The organism is Janibacter melonis (genome assembly GCF_020567375.1).
Lineage (GTDB): Bacteria > Actinomycetota > Actinomycetes > Actinomycetales > Dermatophilaceae > Marihabitans > Marihabitans melonis.
The window spans coordinates 197,217-223,592 of the sequence record NZ_JAJBZM010000001.1; the positions used below are offsets into that span (position 1 = coordinate 197,217).

Consider the following 26,376-nt stretch of genomic DNA (forward strand, 5'->3'; position numbering starts at 1 on the left):
GGGTGGCATAACACGAGGTTTATCCTGAGGCGGTGACTGTGACGCGACCCGAGCGACCGACCCGCACGAAGGCCACCGGTGCCTGGGCCGACGGGGACCGCACCCCGCTCAACCACAACGAGGAGTTCAAGCAGGCGGACGACGGCCTCAACGTCCGCCAGCGGATCCTCGACACGTACAGCCGCGAGGGCTTCGCCTCGATCGCGCCGGACGACCTCACCGGGCGGATGCGCTGGTGGGGCCTGTACACCCAGCGCAAGCAGGGCCTCGACGGCACCCACACGGGTGAGGACGGGCTCGACGACGAGTACTTCATGATGCGCATCCGCTCCGACGGCGGCGCCCTGTCGGTCGAGCAGCTGCGAGCCGTCGCCGACATCAGCACCGACTTCGCCCGCGACACCGCCGACATCTCCGACCGGCAGAACATCCAGCTGCACTGGATCCGGGTCGAGGACGTGCCCGCGATCTGGGAGCGCCTCGAGACCGTCGGCCTCGGCTCGACCCAGGCGTGCGGCGACGTGCCCCGCGTCGTCCTCGGCTCGCCCGTCGCGGGCATCGCCGCCGACGAGGTGGTCGACGGCACCCCCGCGGTCGAGGAGATCCTCTCGCGCTACCTCGGCAGCCCGGAGTACTCGAACCTGCCGCGCAAGTTCAAGACCGCGATCTCCGGCAGCCCGAGCCTCGACGTCGCGCACGAGATCAACGACGTGTCCTTCGTCGGGGTGGAGCACCCCGAGCTCGGCCCCGGTTTCGACCTGTGGGTCGGCGGCGGGCTGTCGACGAACCCGATGTTCTCGCAGCGGCTGGGCACCTTCGTCACCCTCGAGGAGGTCCCGGAGGTCTGGGCCGGCGTCTGCGGCATCTTCCGCGACCACGGCTACCGCCGGCTGCGCAACCGCGCCCGGCTGAAGTTCCTCATGGCCGACTGGGGCCCCGAGCGCTTCCGCGAGGTCCTCGAGCAGGACTACCTCGGCCGTGCGCTGCCCGACGGCCCGGCCCCCGAGGTGCCCGGCGACCTGCGCCGCGACCACGTCGGCGTCCACGAGCAGCAGGACGGTCGGGTCTGGGTCGGCGTCGCGCCGGTCGGCGGCCGCGTGAGCGGCACGACCCTGCACGCCGTCGCGGACGCCGCCGAGGCGGCCGGCTCGGGCCGGGTGCGCCTCACCCCGCACCAGAAGCTGCTCGTCCTCGACGTCGACCCGGCTGCCTCCGACGAGCTCGTCGCGACCCTCGACGGGCTCGGCCTGCCCGCGCGGCCCAGCGAGTGGCGGCGGGGCGTCATGGCGTGCACGGGCATCGAGTTCTGCAAGCTCGCGCTCACCGAGACCAAGGCACGCGCCCGGTGGACCGTCGAGCAGCTCGAGGAGCGTCTGCCCGAGATGGAGGTGCCCTTCTCGATCCACCTCAACGGGTGCCCCAACTCGTGCGCCCGCAGCCAGGTCGCCGACATCGGCCTCAAGGGCATGGTGGCGAAGGGGGAGGACGGCGAGGTCGTCGAGCTCTACCAGGTCCACCTCGGCGGAGCGCTCGGCGTCGAGCCCGCGCTGGCCCGCAAGACCCGCGCCCTCAAGGTGCGCGCCGACGAGCTGCCCGACTACGTCGAGCGGGTCTCGCGCACCTACCTCGCGCAGCGCGAGCCGGGCGAGTCCTTCGCCCTGTGGGCGCGCCGCGCCGACGAGGACGACATCCGGTGAGCCGGGTCACCCCCGTCTACCACTGCCCGTTCTGCGCCGAGCAGGACCTGCGTCCCGCGCCCGAGCCCTCGGGCGCCTGGGTCTGCGGGTCGTGCGTGCGCGTCTTCTCCGTCACCCTCCACGGCAGCGACCGCGACCTCGCGGCGCCGCTCAGCTCGACCCCCGAGGAGCCGTCATGACCGAGCCCGTCCGCACCCCCGAGCCGCCCGCCCGCAGTGCCGCCGACGAGGCGCAGCACCGCTTCGCCGCGCTCGAGGCCGAGCGCGGGGACACCTACGAGGGCCGCGTCGAGCTCGCCCGCGAGACCCTGCGCTGGGCGCACGAGACGTACGGCGCAGGTCTGACGACTGCGTCGTCGATGGGCGACGAGGTGCTCGTGCACCTCCTCGGCACGACCCTCACGGGCGCCGACGTCTTCTTCCTCGACACCGGGTACCACTTCGCCGAGACCCTCGGCACCCGCGACGCCTACGAGGCGATGCTCCCGGTGCAGATCCGCACGATCCTGCCGCGGCTCACCGTCGCCGAGCAGGACGCGGAGCACGGCCCGCGGCTGCACGACCGCGACCCCAACGCGTGCTGCGCGATGCGGAAGGTCGAGCCGATGAACCGCGCCCTCGAGGGCTACGACGCCTGGGTGACCGGCATGCGCCGTGAGGACGCCCCGACCCGCTCCGACATCGAGCTCGTCGGCTGGGACGACCGCCGCGGCATGGCCAAGCTCAACCCCATCGCCGGGTGGACCCAGGACGACGTCGACCGCTACGTCGACGAGCACGGGGTCTTCCTCAACCCCCTTCGTCAGAGCGGCTACGCCTCGATCGGCTGCGCGCCGTGCACCCGACCGGTCGCCGAGGGCGAGGACGCCCGCGCCGGGCGCTGGTCGGGCACCGACAAGGTCGAGTGCGGCCTGCACACGTGAGCGCGGGCGGCTACCGCCTCGGCCTGGACCTCACCGACCGGCTCGTCCTCGTCGTCGGGGGCGGGCCGGCTGCGGTGCGCGAGGCCGAGGGCTGCCTGGTGGCGGGCGCCCGGGTGCTCCTCCTCGCGCCCGAGGTCGACCCCGGGCTCGCCGGACGGGCCGGGCTCACCTGGCGTGCTGCCCCCTTCGAACCCGCCGACCTCTCCGGGCCGGACCGCGTCTGGCTCGTCCACGCGGCGACCGGCGACCCGGCGACCGACGGCGCCGTGGCCCGGGCTGCCGAGGAGGCGGGCGTGTGGTGCGTGCGCGCCGAGCACCAGCCCCGGGCGGCTCGTAATCACGGGGACGGGCGGGTCGGGCGGGTCGCCCTCGTCGGCGGCGGTCCGGGCGCACCGGACCTCATCACCGTGCGCGGCGCCCGTCTGCTCGCGCAGGCCGACGTCGTCGTCACCGACCGGCTCGGGCCGGTCGACCTCCTCGACGACCTGCCGGCCCACGTCGAGGTCGTCGACGTCGGCAAGCACCGCGACCGCCACCCCGTCCCGCAGGACCGGATCAACGAGATCCTCGTCGACCGTGCCCGCCGCGGGCTCGACGTCGTGCGGCTCAAGGGGGGCGACCCCTTCGTCCTCGGCCGCGGGGGAGAGGAGGCGCTGCACTGCGCCGCCCACGGCATCGCCGTCGAGGTCGTCCCCGGGATCACGAGCGCGATCTCCGTCCCCGCCGCCGTCGGCATCCCGGTGACCCATCGCGGCATCACGACCTCCTTCGTCGTCGCGTCGGCGCACGAGGGGGCCGGCCCGTCGCTCGACGGGCTGCGCGACGCGCCGCAGGACGCGACCCTCGTCCTGCTCATGGGGGTCACCGCGCTGGGCCGGACCGCCGCCGACCTCGTCGCCGCGGGACGCGCCCCCGGCACGCCCGTCGCGATCGTCGAGCGCGGGTGGATGTCCGGCCAGCGGGTCACCCGCACCACCCTGTCGCGGGCGGCCGCGGACGCCGAGGCCGAAGGGGTGCGAGCCCCCGCCGTCGTCGTCGTCGGCGAGGTGGTCACCGTGCCGGAGCATGTGGCGCGGCTCCTGGCAGGCTCGACGGCATGACCACCGTCCTGCTCGCCCACGGCTCGCCCGACCCGCGTCACCGCCAGGGGATCGAGGCGGTCGCCGACGGCCTGCGCTCGGCGCGGCCCGGCACGCCGGTCCGCCTGGCCTACCTCGAGACCGACGAGCCGTCCGCGGCCGCGCTCGGCCGCGAGCTCACCGGCGAGGTCGTCGTCGTGCCGATGCTCATCACCCCGGCCTACCACGCGCGCACCGACGTGCCCCGGGCGGCGCGTGAGCTCGCCACCGGGGGTGCCCAGGTCCGGGTCACCGACCCCCTCGCACCGCACCCCCTGCTCCTCGACGCGGTCGTCGAGCGGCTCGCCTCGGCGGGGCACGCTCCCGACCCGGGCACCGACGTCCTGCTCGTCGCCGGCGGCAGCTCCGACGGCACCGCGAGGCGGTCCCTCGACGAGCTGCTCGTCGACCACCCGCGGCCCGGCTGGGGCCGGTGGCGGGGCACGACGTTGCGCGAGCCGGAGGTCGTCGCGGAGGCGGTCGGTCAGGCCGCGCAGGCCGGTCACCGGCTCGTCGTCCTCGCCTTCACCCTCGCCGAGGGCGTCCTGCACGACGCCGCCGAGCGCCTCGCCGGCGAGCACGGGGCCGACTTCGTGCGCGGGGGCCTGGGCCGGACCCGCTCGGTCGTCGAGCTCGTCGCGCTGCGCGCCACCCCGGCTTGACCTCACCTGCACCTGAGGTCGCACGCTGGTCGGCGTCGTCGGTGGTGAGAGGGATGATGAGCGGGTGAGCATGACGAGCTGGCAGCTGATGCGCTCGATGACCCAGGACGCGGGCGCGACACGATCGCCGCTCCCGCCCGGCACGGGTCGTCGGGTGCTCTCGTACGCGCGGGGCATGAGCGGCACCATCGCCGCCTTCCTCGTGCTCGTCGCGCTGTCCTCGAGCACGGTGGTCGCGGCTCCGCTCATCCTCGGGCGTCTCGTCGACGACGGCATCACCCCCCAGCGGCGCGACGTCGTCGTCGGGCTCGCCCTGCTCGTCGCGCTCGTCGCCGTCGTCGAGGCGGTGACGACGATCGCCCAGCGCTGGTACTCCGCGCGGATCGGCGAGGGGCTCATCTACCGGCTGCGCACCCAGGTCTTCGAGCACGTGCTCGCCCAGCCCATCGCCTTCTTCACCCGGGCGCAGACCGGGGCGCTCGTCACCCGGCTCAACACCGACGTCATCGGCGCGCAGAGCGCCTTCACCTCCGTGCTGTCGAGCGTCGTGAGCAACGTCATCTCGCTCGTGCTCATCATCGGCGCGATGGCGCTCCTGTCGTGGCAGCTCACCCTCGCCTCGCTCGCGCTCGTGCCCTTCTTCATCCTGCCGGCGCGGTGGATGGGCCGGCGGCTGGCCGTGCTCACCGCCGAGCAGATGGGGCACAACGCCGACCTCGGCACCCAGATGACCGAGCGCTTCAACGTCGGCGGGGCCCTGCTCGTGAAGATCTTCGGCCACCCCGAGCACGAGCTCGCCGAGTACGACAGCCGGGCGTCCCGGGTGCGCGACATCGGCGTCGTCATCGCCGTCAACCGCGCGCTCTTCTTCGTCCTGCTCACCTTCATCGCCGCGCTGGCGACGGCGATGGTCTACGGGGTCGGCGGGATCATGGCGGTCGACGGCACGCTGTCGGTCGGCACGCTCCTCGCGCTCGCCGCCCTGCTCGGACGCCTCTACGGCCCGCTGACGGCGATCTCCAACGTGCGCGTCGACATCCTCACGACCCTCGTCTCCTTCGCCCGCCTCTTCGAGGTGCTCGACCTGCGTCCGAGCATCCAGGAGCGCGAGGGCGCGCGGGACCTCCCGCAGGGTGACGCCCTCGACGTCGAGCTCGACGACGTCCACTTCGCCTACCCCTCCGCCGACGAGGTCTCGCTCGCCTCGCTCGAGGCCCGGGCGACCGGGGACCGTGCCGGGTCCGGCGAGATCCTGCGCGGCGTGAGCCTCGACGCCCCGGCCGGCACCCTCACCGCCCTCGTCGGGCCGAGCGGGGCGGGCAAGACGACGCTCACGGCGCTCGTCGCCCGCCTCTACGACCCGACGGCGGGCGCGGTCCGGGTCGGCGGGGTCGACCTGCGCGACGCCACGCTGCGCTCGCTGCACGACAGCGTCGCCGTCGTCACCCAGGACGCCCACCTCTTCCACGACACCATCCGCGGCAATCTGCTCTTCGTGCGGCCCGAGGCCACCGACGAGCAGATGGAGCAGGCGCTGCGGGCCGCGCAGATCTGGCACCTCGTCGAGTCGCTGCCGTCGGGGCTCGACACGGTCGTCGGCGACCGCGGGCACCGCCTCTCCGGCGGCGAGAAGCAGCGCCTGGCGATCGCCCGCCTGCTGCTCAAGGCGCCGGCGGTCGTCGTCCTCGACGAGGCCACGGCCCACCTCGACAGCGAGTCCGAGGCGGCGGTCCAGCGGGCGCTCGAGATCGCCCTGGCCGGGCGCACGTCGATCGTCATCGCCCACCGGCTGAGCACGATCCGCGGCGCCGACCAGATCCTCGTCGTCGACGGCGGCGAGATCGCCGAGCGCGGCACGCACCACGAGCTGCTCGCCCGGGGCGGGCTGTACGCCGACCTCTACCGCACCCAGTTCGCCGAGGCCGACGCCCCTGTCGGCTGACGGGACGCCCGCCTGCCCGGCACCCCCTTCGCCGCAGCTCCGGCACGCCCGGAGGTCCTCGTGAGCCCGGGTCGAGGTATCCGGGAGTGCTGGGACTCGTCCGGATACCTCTACCCGCGCCGAGGCTGAGCGCTCAGCCGTCCTCCTCGTCCCAGATCCGCACCTTCGCGCGGCGGGGCGGGGGAGCGGGGGCGGTCTCGTCGGGCACCTGCGCGTCCTCGAGCGCCGCCACGGCGTCGCGCTCCTCGCGCCGCACGAAGAACCAGATGAGGACGAAGACCGCGGGGATGACGAGCCACCACTGGATCGCGTAGGCCATGTGCGGGCCCGTGCCCGTGTCGGGGGCGTCGAGGTCGAGGGGCGTCGGGTCCGCAGCGGGCTGCTCCTGCTGCCGCACGACGTACCCGCCGAGCAGGGCCTGGTCGCCCCACTCCTGCGATGCCTCGGCGAGGTTGATGCTCGACAGCTGGCCGGGGATCGGGTCGCGGTCGAGGGATCGCTCGCCCTGACGCACCCACCCCGTCACCTCGACCTGCCCCGAGGGCGGGGCCGGCACGTCGGGACGCACCTCGGCCCCCTCGTCGGAGTTGGGGATCCAGCCGCGGTCGACGACGAGCACCGAGCCGTCGTCGAGCTCGAGCCGGGAGAGCACCTCGTAGCCGTACACGCCGTCCCGGGGCCGGTTGCGGGCGAGCAGGTCGCCGTCGAGGTACTCGCCGCGGGCCTGCACCCGGGTCCACTCGCGCTCGAGGGGCATCGGTGAGGTAGCGAGCACCTCGCCCACCGGCTGTGCGGGTGCTGCATAGTGGCGCTCGATGCGGTCGGCCCGGGCGGCCTTGTCCTCGTAGCGGCCCCACTGCCACTGCCCGAGGTAGTAGCAGGCGACGGCCACGAGGACCGCGACGAGCCACCACCGCAGCCACGGCGGGGTGACGGCCCGGCGCAGCACGGCCCGGTGCTCGGCGACGCTCATGCCCACGGGTGCCCCTCGGGCGGGATCGCGTCGAGCTCGGCGAGCCGGACGGGGAAGCCACGTACCGAGAGGTGCTCGTGCAGCGTGCTCGTGTGCTCCTCGCAGGCCAGCCAGACCTTGCGCCGCGTCTCGTCGTGCAGGCGGGGGTTGCGCCACACGACGGCGCGCACCGCCGTCCGGCGACACCCCTTCGCGCTGCAGACGAGCGGCTCGTCCGCGAGGCTCATCGGGTGATCTGTGCCCGGTCGACCGGTCCCGCCGAGGACATCGGGGTGCCACGACGCGGGCCGACGGCGTTGGCGATGACGACGGCGACGTAGGGCAGCAGCACGGCGAGGACGACGCAGGTCCATCGCAGCCAGCCCTCGAAGAGGTAGGCCATGACGAAGCACGCGGTGCGCAGCGCCATCGTCAGCAGGTAGTTGCGGGTGCGGCGACGCCGGTCCACCGAGGCGGGCGGGGCCGCGCTCGTGACCGAGGCGACGTCGGGGGCGTGGGGCACCTCGTCAGCGTACGCCGCGATCCTGGGCGTCCACGGCGCGAGGCGGCTTCACCTACCAGGCGGTAGTGCTCTAGCGTCGGGCAGTGACGCACGGCACAGGCGGTGCGTCATCGACCTGACCGCGACACGAGAGCGAGGCGGAGCGCCGCCATGGCAGCGACACCCACCCCGAGGCGGGTCCTGGTGACCGGTGGCAACCGAGGCATCGGACGGGCGGTCGCCGACCGGCTCGTCGCCGACGGTCACCACGTCGTCGTCACCTCGCGCTCCGGCGACGTCGTAGAGGGCCTCGACGTCGTGGCCTGCGAGGTCGGCGACAGCAGCTCGGTCGACGCCGCCTTCACCGCGGCCGAGGAGATCCTCGGGGGCAGCGTCGAGGTGCTCGTCGCCAACGCCGGCATCACGAACGACACCCTCCTCATGCGGATGACCGAGGACGACTTCTCGCGGGTGGTCGACACCAACCTCACCGGCGCCTTCCGCTGCGTGCGCCGCGCGACGACGGGGATGGTCAAGGGCCGCTTCGGCCGGGTCGTCCTCGTCTCGAGCGTCGTCGGCCTCTACGGCTCTCCCGGGCAGGTCAACTACGCCGCGAGCAAGGCCGGCCTCGTCGGCATGGCCCGGTCCATCACCCGCGAGCTCGGCGCCCGGGGCATCACCGCCAACGTCGTCGCACCGGGCTTCGTCGAGACCGACATGACCGCCGAGCTCGCCGAGAAGACCCAGGCCGAGTACAAGGCGGCCATCCCGGCCCGCCGCTTCGCCCAGCCGGGCGAGATCGCCGGGGCGGTCTCTTTCCTCGCCTCCGACGACGCCGGGTACATCTCCGGCGCGGTCATCCCCGTCGACGGCGGCCTCGGCATGGGTCACTGACCCGCGCCACCCGACCCACCCCCTTCGTCACCGACCCACCCCCCTGCGAAAGGCGCACCATGCTCACCGGCAAGACCTTCCTCATCACCGGCGTCCTCATGGAGTCCTCCATCGCCTTCCACGTCGCGAAGATCGCGCAGGAGCAGGGGGCGAAGGTCATCCTCACGAGCTTCGGGCGCACGATGCGCATCACCCAGACCATCGCGCGGCGCCTGCCCGAGACCGCACCGGTCATCGAGCTCGACGTCACCGACCAGGAGCACCTCGACAGCCTCGCCGAGCGTCTGGGCGAGCACTGCGAGCAGCTCGACGGGGTGCTGCACTCGATCGGCTTCGCGCCCGAAGGTGCCTTCAACTTCCTCGAGGCCGGGTGGGAGGACGTGAGCACGGCGCTGCACGTCTCCGCCTACTCGCTCAAGGCGCTCGCCGTCGCGGCGCTGCCGCGGATGAGCGCGGGCGGCTCGGTCGTCGGGCTCACCTTCGACGCCTCCTTCGCCTGGCCGGTCTACGACTGGATGGGCGTCGCGAAGGCGGCCTTCGAGTCGACCAACCGCTACCTCGCGCGTGACCTCGGCCCGAAGGGCGTGCGCTGCAACCTCGTCGCCGCCGGCCCGATCCGCACGACCGCCGCGAAGTCGATCCCCGGCTTCGAGCAGTTCGAGGAGAGCTGGGACAGCCGTGCGCCGCTCGGCTGGGACGTCGGCGACCCGGTGCCCACCGCCCGTGCGTGCGCCGCGCTGCTCTCCGACTGGTTCCCCGCGACGACCGGCGAGATCCTCCACGTCGACGGCGGCGTCCACGCGATGGGCCTGTAGCCCCCGCGCGAGACCTCAGCTTTCCCGCCCAGGGCGGGAACATGCGACCTCGGGAAGGAAATGTTCTTTCCCGAGGTCGAGCTTTCCCGCCCTGGGCGGGAAAGTGGAGCCCCGTCAGCGAAGGGGGAGCGAGCCCTCGTCGTCGGGGGACCGCTCTGCGGTGAGGCCCAGGGCGTCCAGGACGAGGGCGAGGTCGGGCTCGTCGACCCGCACGTCAGCGGCGTCGCGCAGCGCCGGCTTGGCGCAGAAGGCCACACCGGTGCCTGCCGCCGCGATCATGTCGAGGTCGTTGGCCCCGTCGCCCACGGCGACCGTGCGCTCGAGCGGCACGCCCGAGGCGGCCGCGAGCTCGCGCAGGAAGTCGGCCTTGGCCTCCCGGTCGACGACCGGGCCGTCGACGCGGCCGGTGAGACGGCCCCCTTCGGCCTCGAGGCGGTTGGCCCGCACGTGCTCGATGCCCAGCGCCGCGGCGAGCGGCTCGACAACCTCGACGAAGCCCCCGGAGACCAGCCCGACCGGCCAGCCGCGCTCGCGGAAGGCGCCGACGAGAGTGCGGGCACCCGGGGTGAGCGGCACAGCGGCGCGGACGTCGTTGAGGACCGAGACCGGCAGGCCGGCGAGGGTCGCGACCCGGGCGTGCAGGCTCTGCGCGAAGTCGAGCTCGCCGCGCATCGCTGCCTCGGTCACCGCGGCGACCTCGTCACGCGTGCCGGCGTGCTCGGCGACGAGCTCGATGACCTCGGCCTGGATGAGGGTGGAGTCGACGTCCATGACGAGCAGCATCGGGGCGGTGGTGTCCACGAGCGGCGACGCTAGCCGAGCCGTCGCGCCGGCCGACCACCCGTCCGCGGCGCGGACCGTCAGGGCGTGACGACCTGGCCCTTGCCGACGACCGTCAGCCCGCTCTCGGTGACGACGAAGCCGCGGGCCTCGTCGTGCTCGCGGTCGACGCCGATCTTCGTGCCCTCGGGGATCGTCACGTCCTTGTCGACGATGACCCGCTGGAGCTGCACGTGCCGGCCGACGTCGACCCGGTCGAGCAGCACCGAGTCCTCGACGGTCGTGTAGCTGTGCAGGTGCACCTGCGGCGACAGGATCGAGTTGTTGACCCGGGCCCCGGAGACGACGACGCCGGGGGCGACGCAGCTGTTGAGCGCCTCGCCGAAGCGGCCCTGGTCGCCGTGGACGAACTTCGCCGGCGGGTGGGGCTGCTGGTGGGTGTAGATCGGCCAGTCGTAGTTGTAGAGGTTGAAGATCGGGTGGATCGAGGTGAGGTCCATGTGGGCCTCGTAGTAGCTGTCCAGCGTCCCGACGTCACGCCAGTACGCGCGGTCGCGCTCGGTCGCACCGGGCACCTCGTTGGCGTTGAAGTCGTAGGCGTAGGCGTCCTGGCGGCTGACGAAGTCGGGGACGATGTCGCCGCCCATGTCGTGCTTGCTGCCCTCGACGGTGTCGTCGCGTGTCACCGCGTCGACGAGCGCGTCGGTGGTGAAGACGTAGTTGCCCATGGACGCGTAGACCTCGCCGGGGGAGTCCGGCAAGCCGATCGCGTCGGTCGGCTTCTCCCGGAAGGCCGAGATGCGCGTCGGGTCCGCTGCGTCGACCTCGATGACGCCGAACTGGTCGCTGAGCCCGATGGGCTGACGGATGGCCGCGACGGTGCACCCGGCGCCGCTCTCGAGGTGCTGGTCGACCATCTGCGAGAAGTCCATGCGGTAGACGTGGTCGGCGCCGACGACGACGACGATGTCGGGCCGCTCGTCGCGGATCGCGTTGAGCGACTGGTAGATCGCGTTGGCGCTGCCCGTGTACCAGGACTTGTCGAGACGCTGCTGCGCCGGGATCGCCGCGACGTAGCTGCCCAGCATCGTCGACATCCGCCAGGCCTGGGAGACGTGCCGGTCGAGGCTGTGCGACTTGTACTGCGTGAGCACGACCACCTGCCGGTAGCCGGAGTTGATGACGTTGCTCAGGGCGTAGTCGATGAGGCGGTAGTTGCCGCCGAAGGGGACGGCGGGCTTGGCCCGGTCGGCGGTGAGCGGCATGAGCCGCTTGCCCTCCCCGCCGGCGAGGACGATGACGAGGACCTTCGGTGCTCCGCGGCGAGACATACCGGCTCCCTTGTCTGGGTGTGGGCTCGGGTGACGAACCTATCGCCTTCGCCCTACGGTGGGCACGTGCGCGTCGACATCTTGAGCAAGGAGTACCCGCCGGCGATCTACGGGGGAGCCGGTGTGCACGTCGCCGAGCTCACCCGCGCCCTGCGGGGGCGGGGTGACCTCGATGTCCAGGTGCGCTGCTTCGGCGACCCGAGGGACGAAGGGGGGACCACCGGCTACCCGGACCTCGCCGAGCTCTCGGGGGCGAACCCCGCGCTGCAGACGATGGGCGTCGACCTCACGATGGCCCAGGACTGCGCCGGCGCCGACCTCGTGCACTCGCACACCTGGTACGCCAACCTCGGCGGTCATCTCGCGAGCCTGCTCCACGGGGTGCCCCACGTCGTGAGCGCCCACAGCCTCGAGCCCCTGCGGCCGTGGAAGGCCGAGCAGCTCGGGGGCGGCTACGCCCTCAGCTCGTGGGTCGAGCGCACCGCCTACGAGTCCGCCGCCGCGATCATCGCCGTGAGCCACGGGATGCGGGCCGACATCCTGCGCTCCTACCCCCAGGTCGAGCCCGACCGGGTGCGGGTCGTGCACAACGGCATCGACGCCGAGCAGTGGCAGCCCCGCGCCGACGAGGCGGTGCTCGCCCGGCACGGGATCGACCCGGCGCGCCCGAGCGTCGTCTTCGTCGGGCGGATCACCCGGCAGAAGGGCCTGCCCCACCTGCTGCGCGCCGCCCGGCTGCTGCCGCCCGAGGTCCAGCTCGTCCTGTGCGCCGGCGCGCCCGACACCCCCGAGATCCAGGCCGAGGTCGAGGGCCTCATCGCCGAGCTGCGCGAGGTGCGCGACGGCGTCGTCTGGATCGCCGAGATGCTCCCGCGTCACGAGGTCGTCGCCGTCCTCACCTCCGGCACCGTCTTCGTCTGCCCGTCGGTGTACGAGCCCCTCGGGATCGTCAACCTCGAGGCGATGGCCTGCGGCCTGCCCGTCGTCGGCACCGCGACCGGTGGCATCCCCGAGGTCGTCGCCGACGGCACGACCGGCTGGCTCGTGCCCATCGAGCAGGTCCAGGACGGCACCGGCACCCCGGTCGACCCGGACGGCTTCGTGCGCGACCTCGCGGCGGCTCTCACCGACGCGGTGAGCGACCCCGAGCGCGCGCGTCAGCGCGGCGAGGCGGGCCGTCGGCGTGCGGTCGAGGAGTTCTCCTGGGGCAGCATCGCCGAGCGCACCCTCGAGGTGTACGGCTCGGTCCTGCGCTAGGTCCGCTCAGGCGTCAGCGGGCGGGGACCCAGCCGGCGAGCTGGGCGCACGCGGCGTTCGTCGCGTCCGCTAGGAGCCGGTCGGCACCGCGCGCCAGCGCGAGCAGCGTCGCGTCTCGGTCGGCCGCGGTCCGCGCGTCGATCGCACCGGAGTGCTCCGTGCCGATCCGGGCGGCCGCACCCACGGTGCCCGCGAGCGTGATGACCCGGTAGGCACGGTCGTCGAGCGCGTCGGGCAGGCCCCACGCGCCGCCGAGCCGGTTGTCGGCGATCTCGCGTGCGAGGGAGTCGGCGAAGGGCTGCCCGCCCACCCGCTCGAGGTCGTCGCGGGCGGTCGTCACGAGCTCCATGAGGTCGCGCTCGAGCTGGCGGTGCGAGAGGGCCTCGACCCGGTGCACCGGCACCGGCTCGGCGTCGAAGGCGTGCCAGTCGACCCGTCGGCCGGACGACCCGTACGTCGAGTGCTCGGGGACGAGCACGCCGCCGATGCCCGCGACGAAGAGCGCCTCGCCGGCCTCGACGGCGGCGTCGCGCGCCTCGTCGTCGGTGCGGGGGAGCGAGGCGACGTGACCGGCGCTCGGCAGCGCGACGAGGACCGCGCCCTCGCCGAGGTCGCGCCACAGGGTGAGCCGGTCGAGCAGCCCGGCGACGTGGTCGACGTCGGGCAGGGCCCGAGGGGCGACGCCGGCGAGGTCGCCGCCGCTGCCGATGACGACCGTCGCCCAGAGGGCGACGCGCACACTGCCGGGGAGCTCGAACACCTGGGCATCGTAGGCAGATAGGGTCAGGTCATGAGTGATGTCCTCGCCTTCGCCGGAGTAGGGGTGCGCCGTGGGCGCACCGATCTGCTCGACGGGGTCGACTGGGAGGTCGAGGAGGGCCAGCGCTGGGTCGTCCTCGGACCCAACGGCGCCGGCAAGACCACGCTGCTCCAGCTCGCCGCCGGCCGCATCCACCCGACGACCGGTGTCGCCGGTGTCCTCGGCGAGGTCCTCGGCGCGGTCGACGTCTTCGAGCTGCGGCCCCGCATCGGTCTCGCGTCGTCAGCGCTCGCCTCCGCGATCCCGCCCCAGGAGCTCGTCCGTGACGTCGTCGTCACGGCGTCGTGGGGCGTCACCGGGCGCTGGCGCGAGGAGTACCACGAGCTCGACCACGAGCGCGCGACCGAGCTGCTCGACGCGCTCGGGGCGGCCCACCTCGCGCAGCGCACCTTCGGCACCCTGTCGGAGGGGGAGCGCAAGCGGGTCCAGATCGCCCGCGCGCTCATGACCGACCCCGAGCTCATGCTCCTCGACGAGCCCGCCGCGGGCCTCGACCTCGGTGGTCGTGAGGATCTCGTCGCCCGGCTCGGCGCCATCGCCGAGGACCTCGCGTCGCCGGCCCTCGTCATGGTGACCCACCACGTCGAGGAGATCCCGCCGCACTTCACCGACATCCTCCTGCTGCGCGAGGGCCAGGTCGTCGCCCAGGGCCCGATCGAGATCACCCTCACCGCGCAGAACCTCACCGACACCTTCGGCCTGCCGCTCGAGCTCGAGCAGCACGGCGAGCGATGGGCCGCCCGAGCACGACGATGACCGCGCCGGACCTGGCCGGGCACACGAGAGGACGCTGACATGGAGTGGTTGAGCGACAACCTGTGGCTGGCCTGGATCGCGCTGGCGATGATCTTCGTCGCCGTCGAGGCGGCCACCGCCGACTTCGTCTTCATCATGCTCGCCGGGGGCGCCCTCGCCGGCGCGCTCGCCGCCGGCTCCGGGGTGGTCTTCTCCCTCCAGGTCGTCCTCGCGGTCCTCGTCGCCATGCTGCTCATCGGGCTCGTCCGGCCCCTCGTCAAGCGCCAGTTCGCGACGTCCGAGGCCTCCGGGTCCATCGGGTCCGCGGCGCTGCAGGGGAGGCTCGCCCGGGTCATCGAGACCGTGACCGAGACCGACGGCCGCGTCAAGCTCGCCGGCGAGGTGTGGAGCGCGCGGGTCCCCGACGGCGCTCCCGCCTGCGAGCCCGGCGAGGAGGTCCGAGTCCTGCAGATCGACGGCGCCACCGTCGTCGTCACCAACCAGCCCGCCTGACGGGCACCGCAGGGGGACCCGGTCACCGCCGGGGCCACCCACCCCACCCAAAGGACACGACATGGAGAGCATCCCCATCCTCGTCTTCCTGGCCGCGCTCGTCGCCTTCGCGCTGGTCATCCTCTTCAAGACCGTGCGCATCGTGCCGCAGCAGACGGCGCTCATCATCGAGCGGCTGGGTCGCTACTCGCGCACCCTCGAGGGCGGCATCCACATCCTCGTGCCCTTCGTCGACAAGGTCCGCGCGAACATCGACCTGCGCGAGCAGGTCGTCAGCTTCCCGCCGCAGCCGGTCATCACGAGCGACAACCTCGTCGTCAACATCGACACCGTCATCTACTACACGGTCATCGACGCCAAGAGCGCGGTGTACGAGATCGCCAACTTCATCCAGGGCATCGAGCAGCTGACGGTGACCACCCTGCGCAACGTCATCGGCTCGCTCGACCTCGAGCAGACGCTCACGTCGCGCGACCAGATCAACGGCCAGCTCCGTGGCGCCCTCGACGAGGCGACCGGGCGCTGGGGCATCCGCGTCAACCGCGTCGAGCTCAAGGCGATCGACCCGCCGATGTCGATCCAGGAGTCGATGGAGAAGCAGATGAAGGCCGAGCGCGACCGCCGCGCGGCCATCCTCAACGCCGAGGGCACGAAGCAGTCGGCGATCCTCACCGCCGAGGGCGAGAAGCAGAGCCAGATCCTGCGCGCCGAGGGCTCGGCCCAGGCCCGCATCCTCGAGGCCCAGGGACAGGCCCGCGCCATCCAGCAGGTCTTCGACGCGATCCACCGCGGCAAGCCGACGCAGAAGCTGCTCGCCTACCAGTACCTCCAGGTCCTGCCGCAGATCGCGCGCGGCGACAGCAACAAGATGTGGATCATCCCCTCGGAGGTCACCGACGCCCTCAAGGCGATGGGCGGCATGCTCGGCGGCGGCGCGGCCCCCGGCAGCGACGGCGGGCTGGACGACGAGCCCTTCGTCGAGGTCGACGGACCCGAGGACAACGCCTTCGCCGAGACCGCGCTCGAGGACCCGGCCGAGGCCCTCAAGGAGGCCCGCGGCCAGGCCGGGCAGGCCAGCCGCGAGGCGAGTGAGCACGCGACGCCCGCCAGCCGGGTGCAGCCCTCGAGCGGTCAGGGCCAGGGCGTGCGGCTGCCGCAGCCCCGTCCGGCGAGCGAGGACGCGACGGGCGCAGGTGCACCGGCCGAGAGCGACGCGACGGCGCCGGCGAGCCCGCCGCCCCCGGTCGCCCCGGAGCCCCCGGAGTCCGAGGGCCCGCCCGCCGGACCGGCCGGGCCCCCGGCGCCGGGGCGTCCCCCGCTCTGAGCGACACCCCTTCGCCCCACCCCGTGCCGACGACACCCGGGCAGCCACCTAGGCTGTCCGGGTGTCGTGGTGGGAGGTGCTGCTCGTCGTCCTCGCGGGCGTCTGGGCCGGGGGGATCAACACCGTCGTCGGCTCCGGGACGCTCGTGACCTTCCCGACGCTGCTCGCCATGGGCGTGCCGCCCGTCACCGCCAACGTCTCGAACTCCATCGGCCTCGTCGCCGGGGGCATCACCGGCACGTGGGGCTACCTGCCCGAGCTGCGCGGGGCGAAGCGGCTCGTCCTGCGCCTCGTGCCGATGTCGCTCCTCGGTGCCGTCATCGGGGCCCTGCTGCTGCTGTGGCTGCCCGCGGAGGCCTTCGAGACCATCGTGCCGGTCCTCATCGGGATCGGCCTGCTGCTCGTGATCTTCGGCCCGCGCATGCAGCGCTGGGCCGCCCGCCAGCACCACGACGGCGTCGAGCCGCGCTGGCAGGTCGTCGCCCTCATGTCCGGGGTCCTCGTCGCCGGTGTGTACGGCGGCTACTTCGGTGCGGCCCAGGGTGTCATCCTCATCGGCCTGCTCAGCTCGCTGAGCCCCGAGCCGCTGCAGCGGCTCAACGGCGTGAAGAACGCCCTGGGCACGGTCGTCAACGCCGTCGGCTCGCTCGTCTTCGTCGTCGTCTCGCCCGAGCTCGTCTCGTGGACGATCGTCCTCGCGGTGGGCTGCGGCGCCCTCGTCGGGGGGCTCGTCGGGGCGCGGGTCGGACGGCGCCTGCCGCCCGTCGTGCTGCGCTCGGTCATCGTCGTCATCGGGGTCGTCGGCATCGTCAAGATGGTCTTCTTCCCGTGACGACCGCCCCCTCGTGACGACGACGCTCCTGCTCGGCGTCGTCGTGCTCGTGGGCTCCTTCGTCCAGGCCAGCCTCGGCTTCGGGATCGCGGTGGTCGCCGCCCCCTTCGTCGTCCTGCTCGAGCCCGAGCTCATGCCGGCCTCGCTCCTCGTGCTCGGTCTCGTCCTGCCGCTCCTGCAGCTGCTCTCGGGCCCGCGCGACGTCGACCGACGACTGCTCGGCTGGGCCCTGGGCGGGCGGCTCGCGCTCACCCCGGTCGGGGCCTGGCTCGTCCATGTCCTGCCCACGCGCGGCATCGCCGTCGCCGTCGGCCTGCTCGTGCTCGTCTCGACGGTGCTGAGCATCCGCACGGTCGAGACGACCGCCCGGCCCTCGACCGCGCTCGGGGCCGGGGCCATCACCGGTGTCTCCGGCACGGCCGCCTCGATCGGCGGGCCCTTCCTCGCGATCGTCCTCCAGCACGAGGACCCCGTACGGATCCGCTCGACGCTGTCGGCCTTCTTCGTCGTCGGCTCGTCGGCCTCCCTGCTCTCGCTCGCCGTGAGCGGCCAGGTGACTCGCGAGCAGATGACGACCTCGGCCGTGTGGGTCCCCTTCGTCGTCGCGGGCATGCTGCTCGCCCGGCCGGTCCAGGACCGCCTGCCGCGCACGGCGATGCGCCACGGAGTCCTCGCGCTGTGCGTCGTCTCCAGCGTCGTCGTCACCGGCCGCGCGCTGCTCACCTAGGCTCGCGCCGTGCCCGAGACGATCACCGACCCCGCCGACCCGCGCCTGCGCGACTACGTCGGCCTCACCGACGTCGCGCTGCGCCGCGTCCTCGAGCCCGAGGGCGGTCTCTACCTCGCCGAGTCCGAGAAGGTCATCCGGCGTGCGCTCGCAGCAGGCCACCGCCCGCGCTCGCTGCTCATGTCGCCGCGCTGGCTCGACGACCTCGCCGACGTCGTCGCCGCGTGCGAGGAGGACGGGGTGCCGGTGTACGTCGGCGAGCCCGAGGTCGTCGAGGGCATCACCGGCTTCAACCTCCATCGCGGCGCGCTCGCCTCGATGCACCGGCCCGACCTGCCCTCCGTCGCCGAGGTCTGCCGCGACGCCCGCCGGGTGCTCGTCCTCGAGGACCTCGTCGACCACACGAACGTCGGAGCCGTCTTCCGCTCCGCCGCCGCCCTCGGGGTCGACGCGGTGCTCGTCACCCCGCGCTGCGCCGACCCGCTCTACCGGCGCTCGGTGCGCGTGTCGATGGGGACCGTCTTCCAGGTGCCGTGGACCCGGCTCGACCAGTGGCCGGCGGACGTCGGCGCTCTGCAGGAGCTGGGGCTCGTCGTCGCCGCGCTCGCGCTCGCCGACGACGCCGTCTCGCTCGACGACCTCGCCGCCGACCCGCCGGACCGGCTGGCGCTCGTCGTCGGCACCGAGGGCGACGGGCTCTCGCGGCGCACGCTCGCGCAGGCCGACCTCACCGTGACGATCCCGATGCGCGGGGGAGTGGACTCGCTCAACGCCGCGGCGGCCAGCGCCGTCGCCGCGTGGGCCCTGCGCACCTGAGCGAGCCGACCCCCCTTCGCCCCGCCGTGCACGCCCCCTCGCTCCGACAAAACCCTGCCAGCAGGGTCTTGACGAGCCAGGACCCCTTCGACAGGGTCCTGGCTCGTCGAAGGGCAGCCAGCAGGGTTTCGAAGGGGGAGGTCAGGCGGGGGTCTGGTAGGTCCCGGTGACGACGGCGCGGGCGATGGTCGCGCCGAGGTAGTTGAAGGCGGCGACCGTGCACGTCACGGAGTCGTCGACGGGCAGGGCGTCGGGCTCGACGTCGAGGGCGTGGACGGCGAAGACGTAGCGGTGGGGGCGGTCGCCGGCCGGCGGGGCGGCACCGCCGAAGGCCTTCGTGCCGTAGTCGGTCGCCGTCATGAAGGCGCCGTCGGGCAAGCCCGCGCCGCCCTCGGCGCCCGCGTCCTCGGCGAGCTCGGTGACATCGGCCGGGATGCCGAGCACGGTCCAGTGCCAGAAGCCCGCGGGCGTCGGCGCGTCGGGGTCGAAGCAGGAGACGGCGTAGCTCTTCGTGCCCTCCGGGGCGCCGGACCACGCGAGGTGCGGGCTGCGGTTGCCGCCCTCGAAGCCCCAGTCGTCGAAGACCTGCGCCTCGGGCAGCGCCTGCCCGTCGGCGAAGGTGTCGCTGCGCACCTCGAAGGGCGGCACCTGCGGCAGGAGGTCGTAGGGCTCGGGAGCGGTGGGGCGGGAGTCGAGATCCATGCGCCCGACCCTAGGACGCGAGCGACGCGTCGGGGCCGGTCGCGGGCACCTCAGCGCACGAGCTCGTCGAGCAGCCGCTCGAGCTCGGCGGCGGGGTCCTGCGTGAGGCCGCCGTGCACCGGTCCCGGACGCACGACGGTCGAGCGGGGGGCGCTGATCCACCCGAAGCGCCGCCCGTCGCCGTCGAGATCGGGCCGCCCGCCGCCGGTGCGGCCGAGGGCGACGTCGCAGACGACCTCGAGCGCCGCGTGCACCGCGGCGACGTCGAGATCGGGCCACAGGGCACGCAGCCGCTCCTCGTCGAGGGCGAAGGCGGCGCGCAGGTAGTCGTGCCCCTGGCTGCGCAGCACGACGCCGACGTTGACGAACTCCTCGCGCTCGGCCCGCGGCACGCAGCGCAGCACGACGTACTGGTAGGTCTGCAGGGTCATCGGGAGGCCCCCGGCAACCAGGCGTCGGGGGAGGCGAGGCGGGCGACGAGGTGGTCCACGTACTCGTCACGGATGGCCTGCGTCGTCGGCAGGTGCTCACCGGGGGTGAGCCACTCGTCGGGCACGAGGTCGACGATCTCGACGAGTCGGTCCTGCGTGAGCACGGCGCAGGCCCGCTCGTGCACCTCGCCGAGGTCACCGACGAGGTCGCGCAGGACGTGGGTCGACGCGTCGAAGGGCTGGGCGGCGAAGCGATCCGCGCTCGGTGCCTTACGTGCCCACGCGTGGTGGAACCACAGCGCCGCACCGTGGTCGATGGCCCACACCTGGCCACCCCACCGCAGGAGGTTGGGGTTCGCCCACGTGCGGTCGACGTTCGAGGTGCAGGCGTCCAGCCACAGGACGAGCGCGGCGACCTCGGGGTCCGCGGGCTGCGAGCCGTCGTAGCCGAAGGCACCCGGCAGGTAGTCCATGCCGAGGTTGAGCCCGACCGACGCGGTGAGCAGGTCCTGGACCTCCTCGTCGGCCTCGAAGCGGGCGATCTCGCCGGACAGGTCGACCTCGACGAGCTCGGGGACGGCGACGCCGAGCGCCCGCCCCATCTCGCCGACGAGCACCTCGGCGACGAGCACCGGCAGGCCCTGACCGGCGCCACGCATCTTCACGACGTACATGCCGAGGTCGTCGGCCTCGACGAGGCCGGGCATGGATCCCCCTTCGCGCAGGGGGACGGCGTACCGGGTGGCACGGACGTGGCGAAGGGGGGTCACGGCGGCAGCCTACGGCCCGCGCCGAGGACCTCCGGCGGCTCGAGCACGCCTACGGCCAACCCGATTTCGGTCCGCGTCGCACCCGGTGTAGAGTCCTCGACGTTGCCCCGGTGGTCCCCCAGACCGCCGGATGCACCACTCGTCCGGGTGGCGGAATTGGCAGACGCGCTAGCTTGAGGTGCTAGTGCCCGTATTAGGGCATGGGGGTTCAAGTCCCCCCTCGGACACAGGTCGACCAGGAGTGGTCGACGAAGGGCGGACCCGGTCGGGTCCGCCCTTCGTCGTCCCCGCGCCGGTCAGCCGACGGCGTCGAGGACCTCGGTGAGGTAGCGCGCCGCCCGGTCCGAGCCGATGATCCCCGGCGCCATCTTGTTCATGACGTACGAGACGGTGAGGGAGCGCTCGGGGAACATCACCGTCATCGACCCGCCCCAGCCGCCCCAGAAGCAGACCCGGCCGTCGGGAATGTAGGGCACGGTCTGCGGCTCGGGCAGCGCGAAGCCGATGCCGAAGCGCAGCGGGACGCCGAGGACGAGGTCGACGCCGCGGGACTGCTCGCGGAAGATCTGCTCGATCGTCCCCGGCGAGAGCAGCCGCACGTCGCCGACAGCACCCCCGCGCGAGATCACCGAGAAGGTGCGGGCGAGCGCCCGGGCGTTCGTGTGGGCGTTGAGCGCGCCGAGCTCGGCCCGGCGCCAGGGGACGGTGTTCGCCGCGGCCGCGCTGGCGACCGGTCCGGTGAAGGTGCGCACCATGGGGGAGTCGGCGGGGACCTGGCTGAGGTCCATCGGCAGCGGGGGAGGCGGCACGATCTCGGCGACGCGGTCGTCGTCGCGCTCCGTGGCGCCGATCTGCAGGTCGACGCCGAGCGGCCCCGCGATCTCCTCGGCGACGAGCTGAGTCAGCGTGCGTCCGCTGGCCCGGCGGATGATCTCGCCGAGGAGGTGCCCCTGGTTCTGGGCGTGGTAGCCCGAGGCCGTCCCGGGCTCCCACCACGGGGCCTGGGCCGCCAGCCGTGCCGTCGCCGTCTCGCGGTCGTACATGTCCGTGAGGACGAAGGGCTGGTCCCAGCCCGAGACGCCCGACGTGTGCGACATGACGTGGCGCACGAGCACGCCCTCCTTGCCGTTCGCGGCGAACTCGGGCCAGTACGTCGCGACCGGCGCGTCGAGGTCGACGAGACCGCGCTCGACGAGCAGGAGGACGGCGAGCGCCGTGACCTCCTTCGTCGTCGACCAGACGTTGACGATCGTGTCGCGCTCCCACGGGCGGGTGCAGGCGACGTCGGCGTGCCCGCCCCAGATGTCGGCGAGGGTCTCGCCGTCGAGGTCGACGCTGATCGCGGCGCCGAGCTCCTCGCCCGAGTCGACCATGGCTGCGAGGGCGTCGCGCAGGCCCGTCAGGCGTGGGTCGGTGTGCCCGTGGATGGTCATGAGATCTCCTTGTCGACAGCGGGTTCGCGCGCCGCCGGGGCCGCTCGTGCGGACGGCTGCGTCGCCTGCTCGCGACGCTAGCGCCTCGCTACCCGTCGGTCACAAGCTTCCGGCGGGCTCGTCCCGCCCGGCCCCTAGGGTGGGTCCATGGAGATCAGCGCGCCGCAGGACGAGGTGGTCCGGCTCTGCCAGGACCTCATCCGGATCGACACGACGAACTACGGGCCCGACGGGGAGGGCCCGGGGGAGCGCGAGGCCGCCGACTACGTCGTGGAGCAGCTGCGCGAGGTGGGCTACGAGCCCCAGCTCTTCGAGTCGCAGCCCGGCCGCGCGAGCGTCGTGCTGCGCATCCCCGGCGCCGACCGGGAGCGCGGGGCGCTGTGCATCCACGGCCATCTCGACGTCGTGCCGGCGAACGCCCAGGACTGGTCGGTCGACCCCTTCGAAGGGGTCATCAAGGACGGCTGCGTCTGGGGCCGCGGCGCCGTCGACATGAAGGACATGGACGCGATGATCCTCGCGTGCGTGCGCCACCTCGCGCGCACCGGCACGGTGCCGCCGCGCGACCTCGTCGTCGTCTTCTTCGCCGACGAGGAGGCCGGGGGAGTCCACGGCAGCCAGTGGCTCGTCGAGCACCACCCCGAGCTCTTCGAGGGCGTGACCGAGGCGATCAGCGAGGTCGGCGGCTACAGCGTCACCGTGCCGACGCCCGAGGGCGGCGACCGCCGCGCCTACCTGCTGCAGACCGCCGAGAAGGGCATCGTCTGGCTCCGGCTGCGCGCCTCGGGCCGGGCCGGCCACGGCTCGGTGCCCAACGACGACAACGCCGTGCTCCACCTCGCCCAGGCCCTCTCGCGCATCGCCGAGCACAAGTGGCCGCGCGAGTACATCGCCTCCGTGCGCGGCCTGCTCGACGGGCTCTCCGAGATCACCGGCACCGGGTACAGCGACGAGGACCTCGAGGAGCTCGTCGAGCACCTCGGCGGGGCCGCGGGCTTCGTGCGCGGGTCGCTCCAGGACACGGCCAACCCGACGATGCTCACCGCCGGGTACAAGCACAACGTCATCCCCCAGGAGGCCGTCGCCGCCGTCGACTGCCGCTTCCTGCCCGGGCACGAGGAGTCGCTCATGGCGACGATCGCCGAGCTCGCCGGCGACCGGGTCGTCGTCGAGGTCGAGCACCGCGACATCGCCCTGGACTCCCCCTTCGAGGGACCGCTCGTCGACGCGATGAAGGCCGCCCTGCTCGCCGAGGACCCCGAGGCGGCGATCCTGCCCTACTGCCTGTCCGGCGGCACGGACAACAAGGCGCTGTCGACGATGGGCATCACCGGCTACGGCTTCGCGCCGCTGCGCCTGCCCGCCGATCTCGACTTCGCGCCGATGTTCCACGGCATCGACGAGCGCGTGCCCACCGAGTCCCTGGAGTTCGGGGCGAAGGTCCTGCTGCGGCTCATCGAGACCTGCTGAGCCCCAGCGGGTCGTCGCGGCGCGGGACACGGATGATCTTGCGCCGCAGCCACGAGCGCTGCTGACCGCCGACGTAGCGCACCGTGCGGTGCAGCTCCCAGCGGCCGTACTCGGCGTGCTCGGCAAGCGCAGCGCGGATCTGCCCACGGGTGGTCTCGCGGGGGAAGCTGAGGACCTGGAACTCGTACTCGACCATCGTGCGCCATTCTCACCCCTGACGGTACGGTCGTGCCATGACCGCCGACCCGCGCGCCGCGCTGACCAAGCTCATCGCCACCTTTGAGCGGCACCTCGAGGCGTCCTCCGGTCGTAACGGCGAGGACGACCCGCGCGTGGTCGCCGCGTACGAGGACCTCGCCGACGCCTTCGAGGCCTACGACGACGCCCTCAACGAGGCCTACGGCGAGATGACCCCGCTCATCGTCGTCGACGACGCCGACCTCGACGACAGCGGCGACGAGGAGTACGACGACGACGAGGACGACGAGGGCTACTCCGGTCTCGACGACGAGGAGTACGACGACGAGGACAAGGCCGGCGACGAGCAGGCCCCCGGCCGTCGCTGACCCGGCGACCTACAGCCAGCCGGAGCGCTTGAAGAGCCGGTAGAGCACGAGGCAGGCCGCCACCATGACGGCGAGCACGACGTAGTAGCCGTAGTAGACCTCGTGCCCGCTCACCCGCACGCTCGCCGTGAGCTCGGGCATCCGCTCGAAGTTCATGCCGTAGACGCCGGCGATCATCGTCGGCAGGGCGGCGATCGCCACCCACGCCGAGATGCGGCGCATGTCCTCGTTCTGCTTCATCGAGACCCTGTTCTGCTCCACCCCGACCTGCGCGAGGTGGGCGCTCAGCACGTCGGTGAGGAGCCGGTCCATCGACTCGAGGCTCTCCAGCGCCTGGGTGAGGTGGTCGGACACGTCGCGGAAGAGCAGGCGCAGCTCGCCGTGGGCCACCGGCGAGGACGGCGAGGTGAGGAAGCCCATCGGCCGCGCGAGCGGCAGGGCGGCCCGCTTGAACTCGAGGACCTCGCGCTTGAGGGTGTAGATCTCCTCCGAGGTCAGCCCTGAGCTCGGCTCGAAGACCGCGGTCTCGATGCCCTCGAGATCGACCTGCAGCTCGTCCTCGATGGCGAGGTACTCGTCGACGACGGTGTCGAGCACGGCGTGGAAGACACCCCACGGGCCGTGCCGCAGCGGGGCCGGGTCCTCCTCGAGACGGTGACGCAGGTCCGCGAGCGGGCTCGCCTCGCCCCGCCGCACCGTGAGCACGAAGTCGGGCCCGACGAAGACCATGAGCTCGCCGGTCTCGACGTCGGAGGTCTCGTCGAGGTAGCGCAGCGGCTTGAGGACGGCGAACCACGTGTCGCCGTAGCGCTCGACCTTCGCGCGCTGGTCCCCGGCGACGGCGTCCTCGATCGCGAGGTGGTGCAGCTCGAGCTCGTCGCCGACGACCCGCTGGAAGGTCTGCGGGCTCGGGTCCTTCAGCCCGATCCACACGAAGTCCGCCGAGCCCTCCGGACGACCGGGTGCCTCGGCCCGCAGCCGGGCGATCTCTGTGCTGATGTCCTCGCACGGGAGGCGCACCCCGTCGCGATATCGGGCCTGGTCGACGATCACCGCGTCATCATCGCGCACGTAGCCTGACGTCGTGGCCTACTGCCTGCTGCTCCGACATGCCCGATCCAGCGCCAACGCCGCCGGCCTCCTCGCCGGCTGGTCCGCGGGCGTCTCCCTCGACGACACCGGCCGCGCCCAGGCGCAGGAGGTGGTCGACCGGCTCGGCGAGCTGCCGCTCGTGCGCGTCGTCACCAGCCCCCTCGACCGCTGCCTCGAGACCGTCGAGCCCCTGCGGGCCCGCCTCGGGCTCGACCTCGAGGTCGAGCCCGACATCGGAGAGGCGCACTACGGGGGGTGGACGGGGCGCCCGCTCGTCGAGCTCGCGAAGGAGCCGTTGTGGCGCACCGTGCAGAGCACCCCGAGCCAGGCCGTCTTCCCGCCCTCGGACGAGCACGCCCACGAGTCGATCGCGACGATGGCCCAGCGCGCCGTCGCCGCGATCCGCCGGGTCGACGCGCAGGTCGAGGAGGAGCACGGGGCGCACGCGATGTGGCTCGCCGTGAGCCACGGCGACATCATCAAGTCGGTCGTCGCCGACGCCTCGGCGACACCGCTCGACGACTTCCAGCGCTTCGTCGTCGACCCCGCGTCGGTGAGCGTCCTGCGCTACACGCCCGAGCGCCCCTTCGTCCTGCGGGTCAACGACAGCGGGCCGCTGCGACCGGTGCCGCAGCCCTCGACGACCACCCCCGAGACGACCCCGCCGGGAGACGCCGTCGTCGGCGGGGGAGCGGGCTAGGGTCGGGTCATGAGCGTCTTCGAGTACGACCCGCCGGAGCGATTCGTCGTCGGCACCGTCGGCCCTCCCGGGGACCGGACGTTCTACCTCCAGGCCAGCGACGGTCATCGCCGTCACCAGATCGCCGTCGAGAAGGTCCACGTCGGCGTCCTCGCGGAGCGGATCGAGACCCTCCTCGACGAGGTGGGCGGGCTCGAAGGGGGAGTGGCCGCGGCCGTCGGGTCGGCCGACAACGCGCCCCTCGACACCCCGATCACCGAGGACTTCCGCGTCCTCGCGCTCTCCCTCGCCTGGGACGAGGAGCGCCGGGTCGTCGTCATCGAGTGCCACGACCACGACCCCGACGAGCTCGCCGAGGAGGGCGACCCGCAGGGCGAGCCGCTCGTCGGCGGCCCGAGCACCCTGCGCGTGGTCCTCTCGCCCGCGAAGGCCCGCGCCTTCGCCCGCCGGTGCGAGACCGTCGTGTCCGCCGGGCGCCCGTCCTGCCCCTTCTGCGGTGGCCCGCTCGACCCCGAGGGGCACATCTGCCCCCGCGCGAACGGCTACCGGCGCTGACCGAGCGGCTGGCCCCGC

31 protein-coding genes and 1 tRNA gene are annotated in these 26,376 nt (G+C 73.2%); 20 read left to right on the forward strand and 12 right to left on the reverse strand.

The genetic code is table 11. The features are described from left to right. Positions 1–32: 32 nt before the first annotated feature. The 6 genes from LIV55_RS00875 to LIV55_RS00900 all read left to right on the forward strand — a co-directional run bounded on the left by LIV55_RS00875 (position 33) and on the right by LIV55_RS00900 (position 6,341). Positions 33–1,697, forward strand: coding sequence for a nitrite/sulfite reductase (locus LIV55_RS00875; RefSeq protein ID WP_372456479.1), 1,665 nt, complete (start codon positions 33–35; stop codon positions 1,695–1,697). After that, positions 1,694–1,876: a hypothetical protein gene (locus LIV55_RS00880; RefSeq protein ID WP_191563893.1), complete on the forward strand. Its 183-nt coding sequence runs from the start codon at positions 1,694–1,696 to the stop codon at positions 1,874–1,876. Before LIV55_RS00875 ends, LIV55_RS00880 begins: the two co-directional genes overlap by 4 nt. Further along, on the forward strand, positions 1,873–2,619 hold the full coding sequence (locus LIV55_RS00885; protein ID WP_123091727.1) for a phosphoadenylyl-sulfate reductase: 747 nt from the start codon (positions 1,873–1,875) through the stop codon (positions 2,617–2,619). The genes LIV55_RS00880 and LIV55_RS00885 overlap by 4 nt, the downstream gene beginning before the upstream one ends. Beyond that, positions 2,601–3,719: a uroporphyrinogen-III C-methyltransferase gene (gene cobA / locus LIV55_RS00890; protein WP_229298908.1), complete on the forward strand. Its 1,119-nt coding sequence runs from the start codon at positions 2,601–2,603 to the stop codon at positions 3,717–3,719. The genes LIV55_RS00885 and cobA overlap by 19 nt, the downstream gene beginning before the upstream one ends. Beyond that, a complete protein-coding gene (locus LIV55_RS00895; RefSeq protein ID WP_191564888.1) occupies positions 3,716–4,399 on the forward strand; it encodes a sirohydrochlorin chelatase in 684 nt (227 codons plus the stop codon). The genes cobA and LIV55_RS00895 overlap by 4 nt, the downstream gene beginning before the upstream one ends. Before the next feature lie 70 nt (positions 4,400–4,469). Then, positions 4,470–6,341, forward strand: a complete 1,872-nt coding sequence (locus tag LIV55_RS00900) for an ABC transporter ATP-binding protein (protein WP_123091973.1) — start codon at positions 4,470–4,472, stop codon at positions 6,339–6,341. 133 nt (positions 6,342–6,474) lie between these two features. Here LIV55_RS00900 and LIV55_RS00905 read toward each other — a convergent pair whose 3' ends face one another. Genes LIV55_RS00905 through LIV55_RS00915 form a run of 3 tightly spaced genes read right to left on the reverse strand, consistent with a single transcriptional unit; the run spans position 6,475 to position 7,816 of the window. After that, complete coding sequence (locus tag LIV55_RS00905) at positions 6,475–7,314, reverse strand: SURF1 family cytochrome oxidase biogenesis protein (protein ID WP_229298909.1); 840 nt, start codon at positions 7,312–7,314, stop codon at positions 6,475–6,477. After that, positions 7,311–7,541 (reverse strand): hypothetical protein, encoded by a 231-nt coding sequence (locus tag LIV55_RS00910; RefSeq protein WP_191564886.1) that lies wholly within the window; start codon positions 7,539–7,541, stop codon positions 7,311–7,313. Before LIV55_RS00910 ends, LIV55_RS00905 begins: the two co-directional genes overlap by 4 nt. Continuing rightward, positions 7,538–7,816: a DUF3099 domain-containing protein gene (locus tag LIV55_RS00915; RefSeq protein WP_123091731.1), complete on the reverse strand. Its 279-nt coding sequence runs from the start codon at positions 7,814–7,816 to the stop codon at positions 7,538–7,540. Before LIV55_RS00915 ends, LIV55_RS00910 begins: the two co-directional genes overlap by 4 nt. Before the next feature lie 150 nt (positions 7,817–7,966). Between LIV55_RS00915 and fabG the strand changes: the two genes are divergently transcribed. Both fabG and fabI read left to right on the forward strand, forming a co-directional pair. Then, a complete protein-coding gene (gene fabG, locus LIV55_RS00920; protein ID WP_229298910.1) occupies positions 7,967–8,689 on the forward strand; it encodes a 3-oxoacyl-ACP reductase FabG in 723 nt (240 codons plus the stop codon). 59 nt (positions 8,690–8,748) lie between these two features. Further along, on the forward strand, positions 8,749–9,504 hold the full coding sequence (gene fabI / locus LIV55_RS00925) for an enoyl-ACP reductase FabI (protein WP_229298911.1): 756 nt from the start codon (positions 8,749–8,751) through the stop codon (positions 9,502–9,504). A 114-nt stretch (positions 9,505–9,618) separates the two neighbouring features. Here fabI and serB read toward each other — a convergent pair whose 3' ends face one another. Both serB and glgC read right to left on the reverse strand, forming a co-directional pair. Beyond that, the gene (serB, locus tag LIV55_RS00930; RefSeq protein WP_372456480.1) at positions 9,619–10,305 is read right to left on the reverse strand and encodes a phosphoserine phosphatase SerB; all 687 of its coding nucleotides are present in this window, start codon (positions 10,303–10,305) and stop codon (positions 9,619–9,621) included. Positions 10,306–10,364: 59 nt separating this feature from the next. After that, positions 10,365–11,615 carry a glucose-1-phosphate adenylyltransferase gene (glgC, locus tag LIV55_RS00935; protein ID WP_229298912.1) on the reverse strand — a complete coding sequence of 417 codons (1,251 nt, stop codon included), beginning with the start codon at positions 11,613–11,615 and terminating at the stop codon, positions 10,365–10,367. 66 nt (positions 11,616–11,681) lie between these two features. On the opposite strand from glgC, the gene glgA reads away from it, so the two are divergent. Further along, positions 11,682–12,872 (forward strand): glycogen synthase, encoded by a 1,191-nt coding sequence (gene glgA, locus LIV55_RS00940; protein WP_123091735.1) that lies wholly within the window; start codon positions 11,682–11,684, stop codon positions 12,870–12,872. 13 nt (positions 12,873–12,885) lie between these two features. Here the strand turns inward: glgA and LIV55_RS00945 are convergent, their stop codons facing one another. After that, the gene (locus LIV55_RS00945; RefSeq protein ID WP_201466886.1) at positions 12,886–13,632 is read right to left on the reverse strand and encodes an Rv1486c family protein; all 747 of its coding nucleotides are present in this window, start codon (positions 13,630–13,632) and stop codon (positions 12,886–12,888) included. A 30-nt stretch (positions 13,633–13,662) separates the two neighbouring features. Here LIV55_RS00945 and LIV55_RS00950 point away from each other — a divergent pair, with 30 nt between their 5' ends. From LIV55_RS00950 to LIV55_RS00975, 6 genes are all read left to right on the forward strand, one after another. Then, positions 13,663–14,448: an ABC transporter ATP-binding protein gene (locus tag LIV55_RS00950; RefSeq protein ID WP_191564882.1), complete on the forward strand. Its 786-nt coding sequence runs from the start codon at positions 13,663–13,665 to the stop codon at positions 14,446–14,448. 39 nt (positions 14,449–14,487) lie between these two features. Then, positions 14,488–14,940 (forward strand): NfeD family protein, encoded by a 453-nt coding sequence (locus LIV55_RS00955; protein WP_123091738.1) that lies wholly within the window; start codon positions 14,488–14,490, stop codon positions 14,938–14,940. Between the two features lie 61 nt (positions 14,941–15,001). Further along, positions 15,002–16,264: an SPFH domain-containing protein gene (locus LIV55_RS00960; protein ID WP_229298913.1), complete on the forward strand. Its 1,263-nt coding sequence runs from the start codon at positions 15,002–15,004 to the stop codon at positions 16,262–16,264. 61 nt (positions 16,265–16,325) lie between these two features. After that, the gene (locus tag LIV55_RS00965; RefSeq protein ID WP_123091740.1) at positions 16,326–17,096 is read left to right on the forward strand and encodes a sulfite exporter TauE/SafE family protein; all 771 of its coding nucleotides are present in this window, start codon (positions 16,326–16,328) and stop codon (positions 17,094–17,096) included. Positions 17,097–17,109: 13 nt separating this feature from the next. Beyond that, positions 17,110–17,823, forward strand: coding sequence for a sulfite exporter TauE/SafE family protein (locus tag LIV55_RS00970; protein WP_123091741.1), 714 nt, complete (start codon positions 17,110–17,112; stop codon positions 17,821–17,823). 9 nt (positions 17,824–17,832) lie between these two features. Next, positions 17,833–18,639 (forward strand): TrmH family RNA methyltransferase, encoded by an 807-nt coding sequence (locus LIV55_RS00975; protein ID WP_229298914.1) that lies wholly within the window; start codon positions 17,833–17,835, stop codon positions 18,637–18,639. Positions 18,640–18,780: 141 nt separating this feature from the next. Here LIV55_RS00975 and LIV55_RS00980 read toward each other — a convergent pair whose 3' ends face one another. The 3 genes from LIV55_RS00980 to LIV55_RS00990 are packed head-to-tail and all read right to left on the reverse strand — an operon-like array spanning position 18,781 to position 20,542. Then, entirely contained in the window at positions 18,781–19,341 is a 561-nt protein-coding gene (locus tag LIV55_RS00980; protein WP_229298915.1) for a YbhB/YbcL family Raf kinase inhibitor-like protein, read from the reverse strand. Positions 19,342–19,391: 50 nt separating this feature from the next. Then, positions 19,392–19,772, reverse strand: coding sequence for a DUF3037 domain-containing protein (locus LIV55_RS00985; protein ID WP_229298916.1), 381 nt, complete (start codon positions 19,770–19,772; stop codon positions 19,392–19,394). Then, the gene (locus LIV55_RS00990; protein ID WP_229298917.1) at positions 19,769–20,542 is read right to left on the reverse strand and encodes a HipA family kinase; all 774 of its coding nucleotides are present in this window, start codon (positions 20,540–20,542) and stop codon (positions 19,769–19,771) included. The genes LIV55_RS00985 and LIV55_RS00990 overlap by 4 nt, the downstream gene beginning before the upstream one ends. A 141-nt stretch (positions 20,543–20,683) precedes the next feature. Between LIV55_RS00990 and LIV55_RS00995 the strand changes: the two genes are divergently transcribed. Beyond that, positions 20,684–20,769: transfer RNA gene (locus LIV55_RS00995), tRNA-Leu, on the forward strand. Between the two features lie 69 nt (positions 20,770–20,838). On the opposite strand, the gene LIV55_RS01000 is transcribed toward LIV55_RS00995, so the two are convergent. Then, positions 20,839–21,975 (reverse strand): serine hydrolase domain-containing protein, encoded by a 1,137-nt coding sequence (locus tag LIV55_RS01000; protein ID WP_229298918.1) that lies wholly within the window; start codon positions 21,973–21,975, stop codon positions 20,839–20,841. A gap of 147 nt (positions 21,976–22,122) precedes the next feature. On the opposite strand from LIV55_RS01000, the gene LIV55_RS01005 reads away from it, so the two are divergent. Continuing rightward, a complete protein-coding gene (locus LIV55_RS01005) occupies positions 22,123–23,445 on the forward strand; it encodes a M20/M25/M40 family metallo-hydrolase (protein ID WP_068275876.1) in 1,323 nt (440 codons plus the stop codon). Here the strand turns inward: LIV55_RS01005 and LIV55_RS01010 are convergent. Continuing rightward, positions 23,429–23,641 carry a DUF5703 family protein gene (locus LIV55_RS01010; protein WP_123091748.1) on the reverse strand — a complete coding sequence of 71 codons (213 nt, stop codon included), beginning with the start codon at positions 23,639–23,641 and terminating at the stop codon, positions 23,429–23,431. The genes LIV55_RS01005 and LIV55_RS01010 overlap by 17 nt on opposite strands. A gap of 37 nt (positions 23,642–23,678) precedes the next feature. Here LIV55_RS01010 and LIV55_RS01015 point away from each other — a divergent pair, with 37 nt between their 5' ends. Beyond that, on the forward strand, positions 23,679–24,011 hold the full coding sequence (locus LIV55_RS01015; RefSeq protein WP_229298919.1) for a primosomal protein: 333 nt from the start codon (positions 23,679–23,681) through the stop codon (positions 24,009–24,011). 9 nt (positions 24,012–24,020) lie between these two features. Here LIV55_RS01015 and LIV55_RS01020 read toward each other — a convergent pair whose 3' ends face one another. Beyond that, positions 24,021–25,064 (reverse strand): magnesium and cobalt transport protein CorA, encoded by a 1,044-nt coding sequence (locus LIV55_RS01020; protein ID WP_068275869.1) that lies wholly within the window; start codon positions 25,062–25,064, stop codon positions 24,021–24,023. A gap of 31 nt (positions 25,065–25,095) precedes the next feature. Between LIV55_RS01020 and LIV55_RS01025 the strand changes: the two genes are divergently transcribed. Both LIV55_RS01025 and LIV55_RS01030 read left to right on the forward strand, forming a co-directional pair. Then, positions 25,096–25,803: an MSMEG_4193 family putative phosphomutase gene (locus tag LIV55_RS01025; RefSeq protein ID WP_191564736.1), complete on the forward strand. Its 708-nt coding sequence runs from the start codon at positions 25,096–25,098 to the stop codon at positions 25,801–25,803. Between the two features lie 9 nt (positions 25,804–25,812). After that, the gene (locus tag LIV55_RS01030) at positions 25,813–26,358 is read left to right on the forward strand and encodes a DUF3090 family protein (protein ID WP_123091750.1); all 546 of its coding nucleotides are present in this window, start codon (positions 25,813–25,815) and stop codon (positions 26,356–26,358) included. Positions 26,359–26,376 lie beyond the last annotated feature (18 nt).

What these genes read in the sequence shown, in the direction of transcription:
- LIV55_RS00885 (WP_123091727.1), top strand. Translation starts at nt 1,873, where the DNA reads ATGACCGAGCCCGTCCGCACCCCCGAGCCGCCCGCCCGCAGTGCCGCC.
- LIV55_RS00895 (WP_191564888.1), top strand. Translation starts at nt 3,716, where the DNA reads ATGACCACCGTCCTGCTCGCCCACGGCTCGCCCGACCCGCGTCACCGC.
- LIV55_RS00900 (WP_123091973.1), top strand. Translation starts at nt 4,470, where the DNA reads ATGACGAGCTGGCAGCTGATGCGCTCGATGACCCAGGACGCGGGCGCG.
- LIV55_RS00905 (WP_229298909.1), bottom strand. Translation starts at nt 7,314, where the DNA reads ATGAGCGTCGCCGAGCACCGGGCCGTGCTGCGCCGGGCCGTCACCCCG.
- LIV55_RS00910 (WP_191564886.1), bottom strand. Translation starts at nt 7,541, where the DNA reads ATGAGCCTCGCGGACGAGCCGCTCGTCTGCAGCGCGAAGGGGTGTCGC.
- fabG (WP_229298910.1), top strand. Translation starts at nt 7,967, where the DNA reads ATGGCAGCGACACCCACCCCGAGGCGGGTCCTGGTGACCGGTGGCAAC.
- fabI (WP_229298911.1), top strand. Translation starts at nt 8,749, where the DNA reads ATGCTCACCGGCAAGACCTTCCTCATCACCGGCGTCCTCATGGAGTCC.
- glgC (WP_229298912.1), bottom strand. Translation starts at nt 11,615, where the DNA reads ATGTCTCGCCGCGGAGCACCGAAGGTCCTCGTCATCGTCCTCGCCGGC.
- LIV55_RS00950 (WP_191564882.1), top strand. Translation starts at nt 13,663, where the DNA reads ATGAGTGATGTCCTCGCCTTCGCCGGAGTAGGGGTGCGCCGTGGGCGC.
- LIV55_RS00955 (WP_123091738.1), top strand. Translation starts at nt 14,488, where the DNA reads ATGGAGTGGTTGAGCGACAACCTGTGGCTGGCCTGGATCGCGCTGGCG.
- LIV55_RS00960 (WP_229298913.1), top strand. Translation starts at nt 15,002, where the DNA reads ATGGAGAGCATCCCCATCCTCGTCTTCCTGGCCGCGCTCGTCGCCTTC.
- LIV55_RS00980 (WP_229298915.1), bottom strand. Translation starts at nt 19,341, where the DNA reads ATGGATCTCGACTCCCGCCCCACCGCTCCCGAGCCCTACGACCTCCTG.
- LIV55_RS00985 (WP_229298916.1), bottom strand. Translation starts at nt 19,772, where the DNA reads ATGACCCTGCAGACCTACCAGTACGTCGTGCTGCGCTGCGTGCCGCGG.
- LIV55_RS01000 (WP_229298918.1), bottom strand. Translation starts at nt 21,975, where the DNA reads ATGACCATCCACGGGCACACCGACCCACGCCTGACGGGCCTGCGCGAC.
- LIV55_RS01005 (WP_068275876.1), top strand. Translation starts at nt 22,123, where the DNA reads ATGGAGATCAGCGCGCCGCAGGACGAGGTGGTCCGGCTCTGCCAGGAC.
- LIV55_RS01010 (WP_123091748.1), bottom strand. Translation starts at nt 23,641, where the DNA reads ATGGTCGAGTACGAGTTCCAGGTCCTCAGCTTCCCCCGCGAGACCACC.
- LIV55_RS01015 (WP_229298919.1), top strand. Translation starts at nt 23,679, where the DNA reads ATGACCGCCGACCCGCGCGCCGCGCTGACCAAGCTCATCGCCACCTTT.
- LIV55_RS01030 (WP_123091750.1), top strand. Translation starts at nt 25,813, where the DNA reads ATGAGCGTCTTCGAGTACGACCCGCCGGAGCGATTCGTCGTCGGCACC.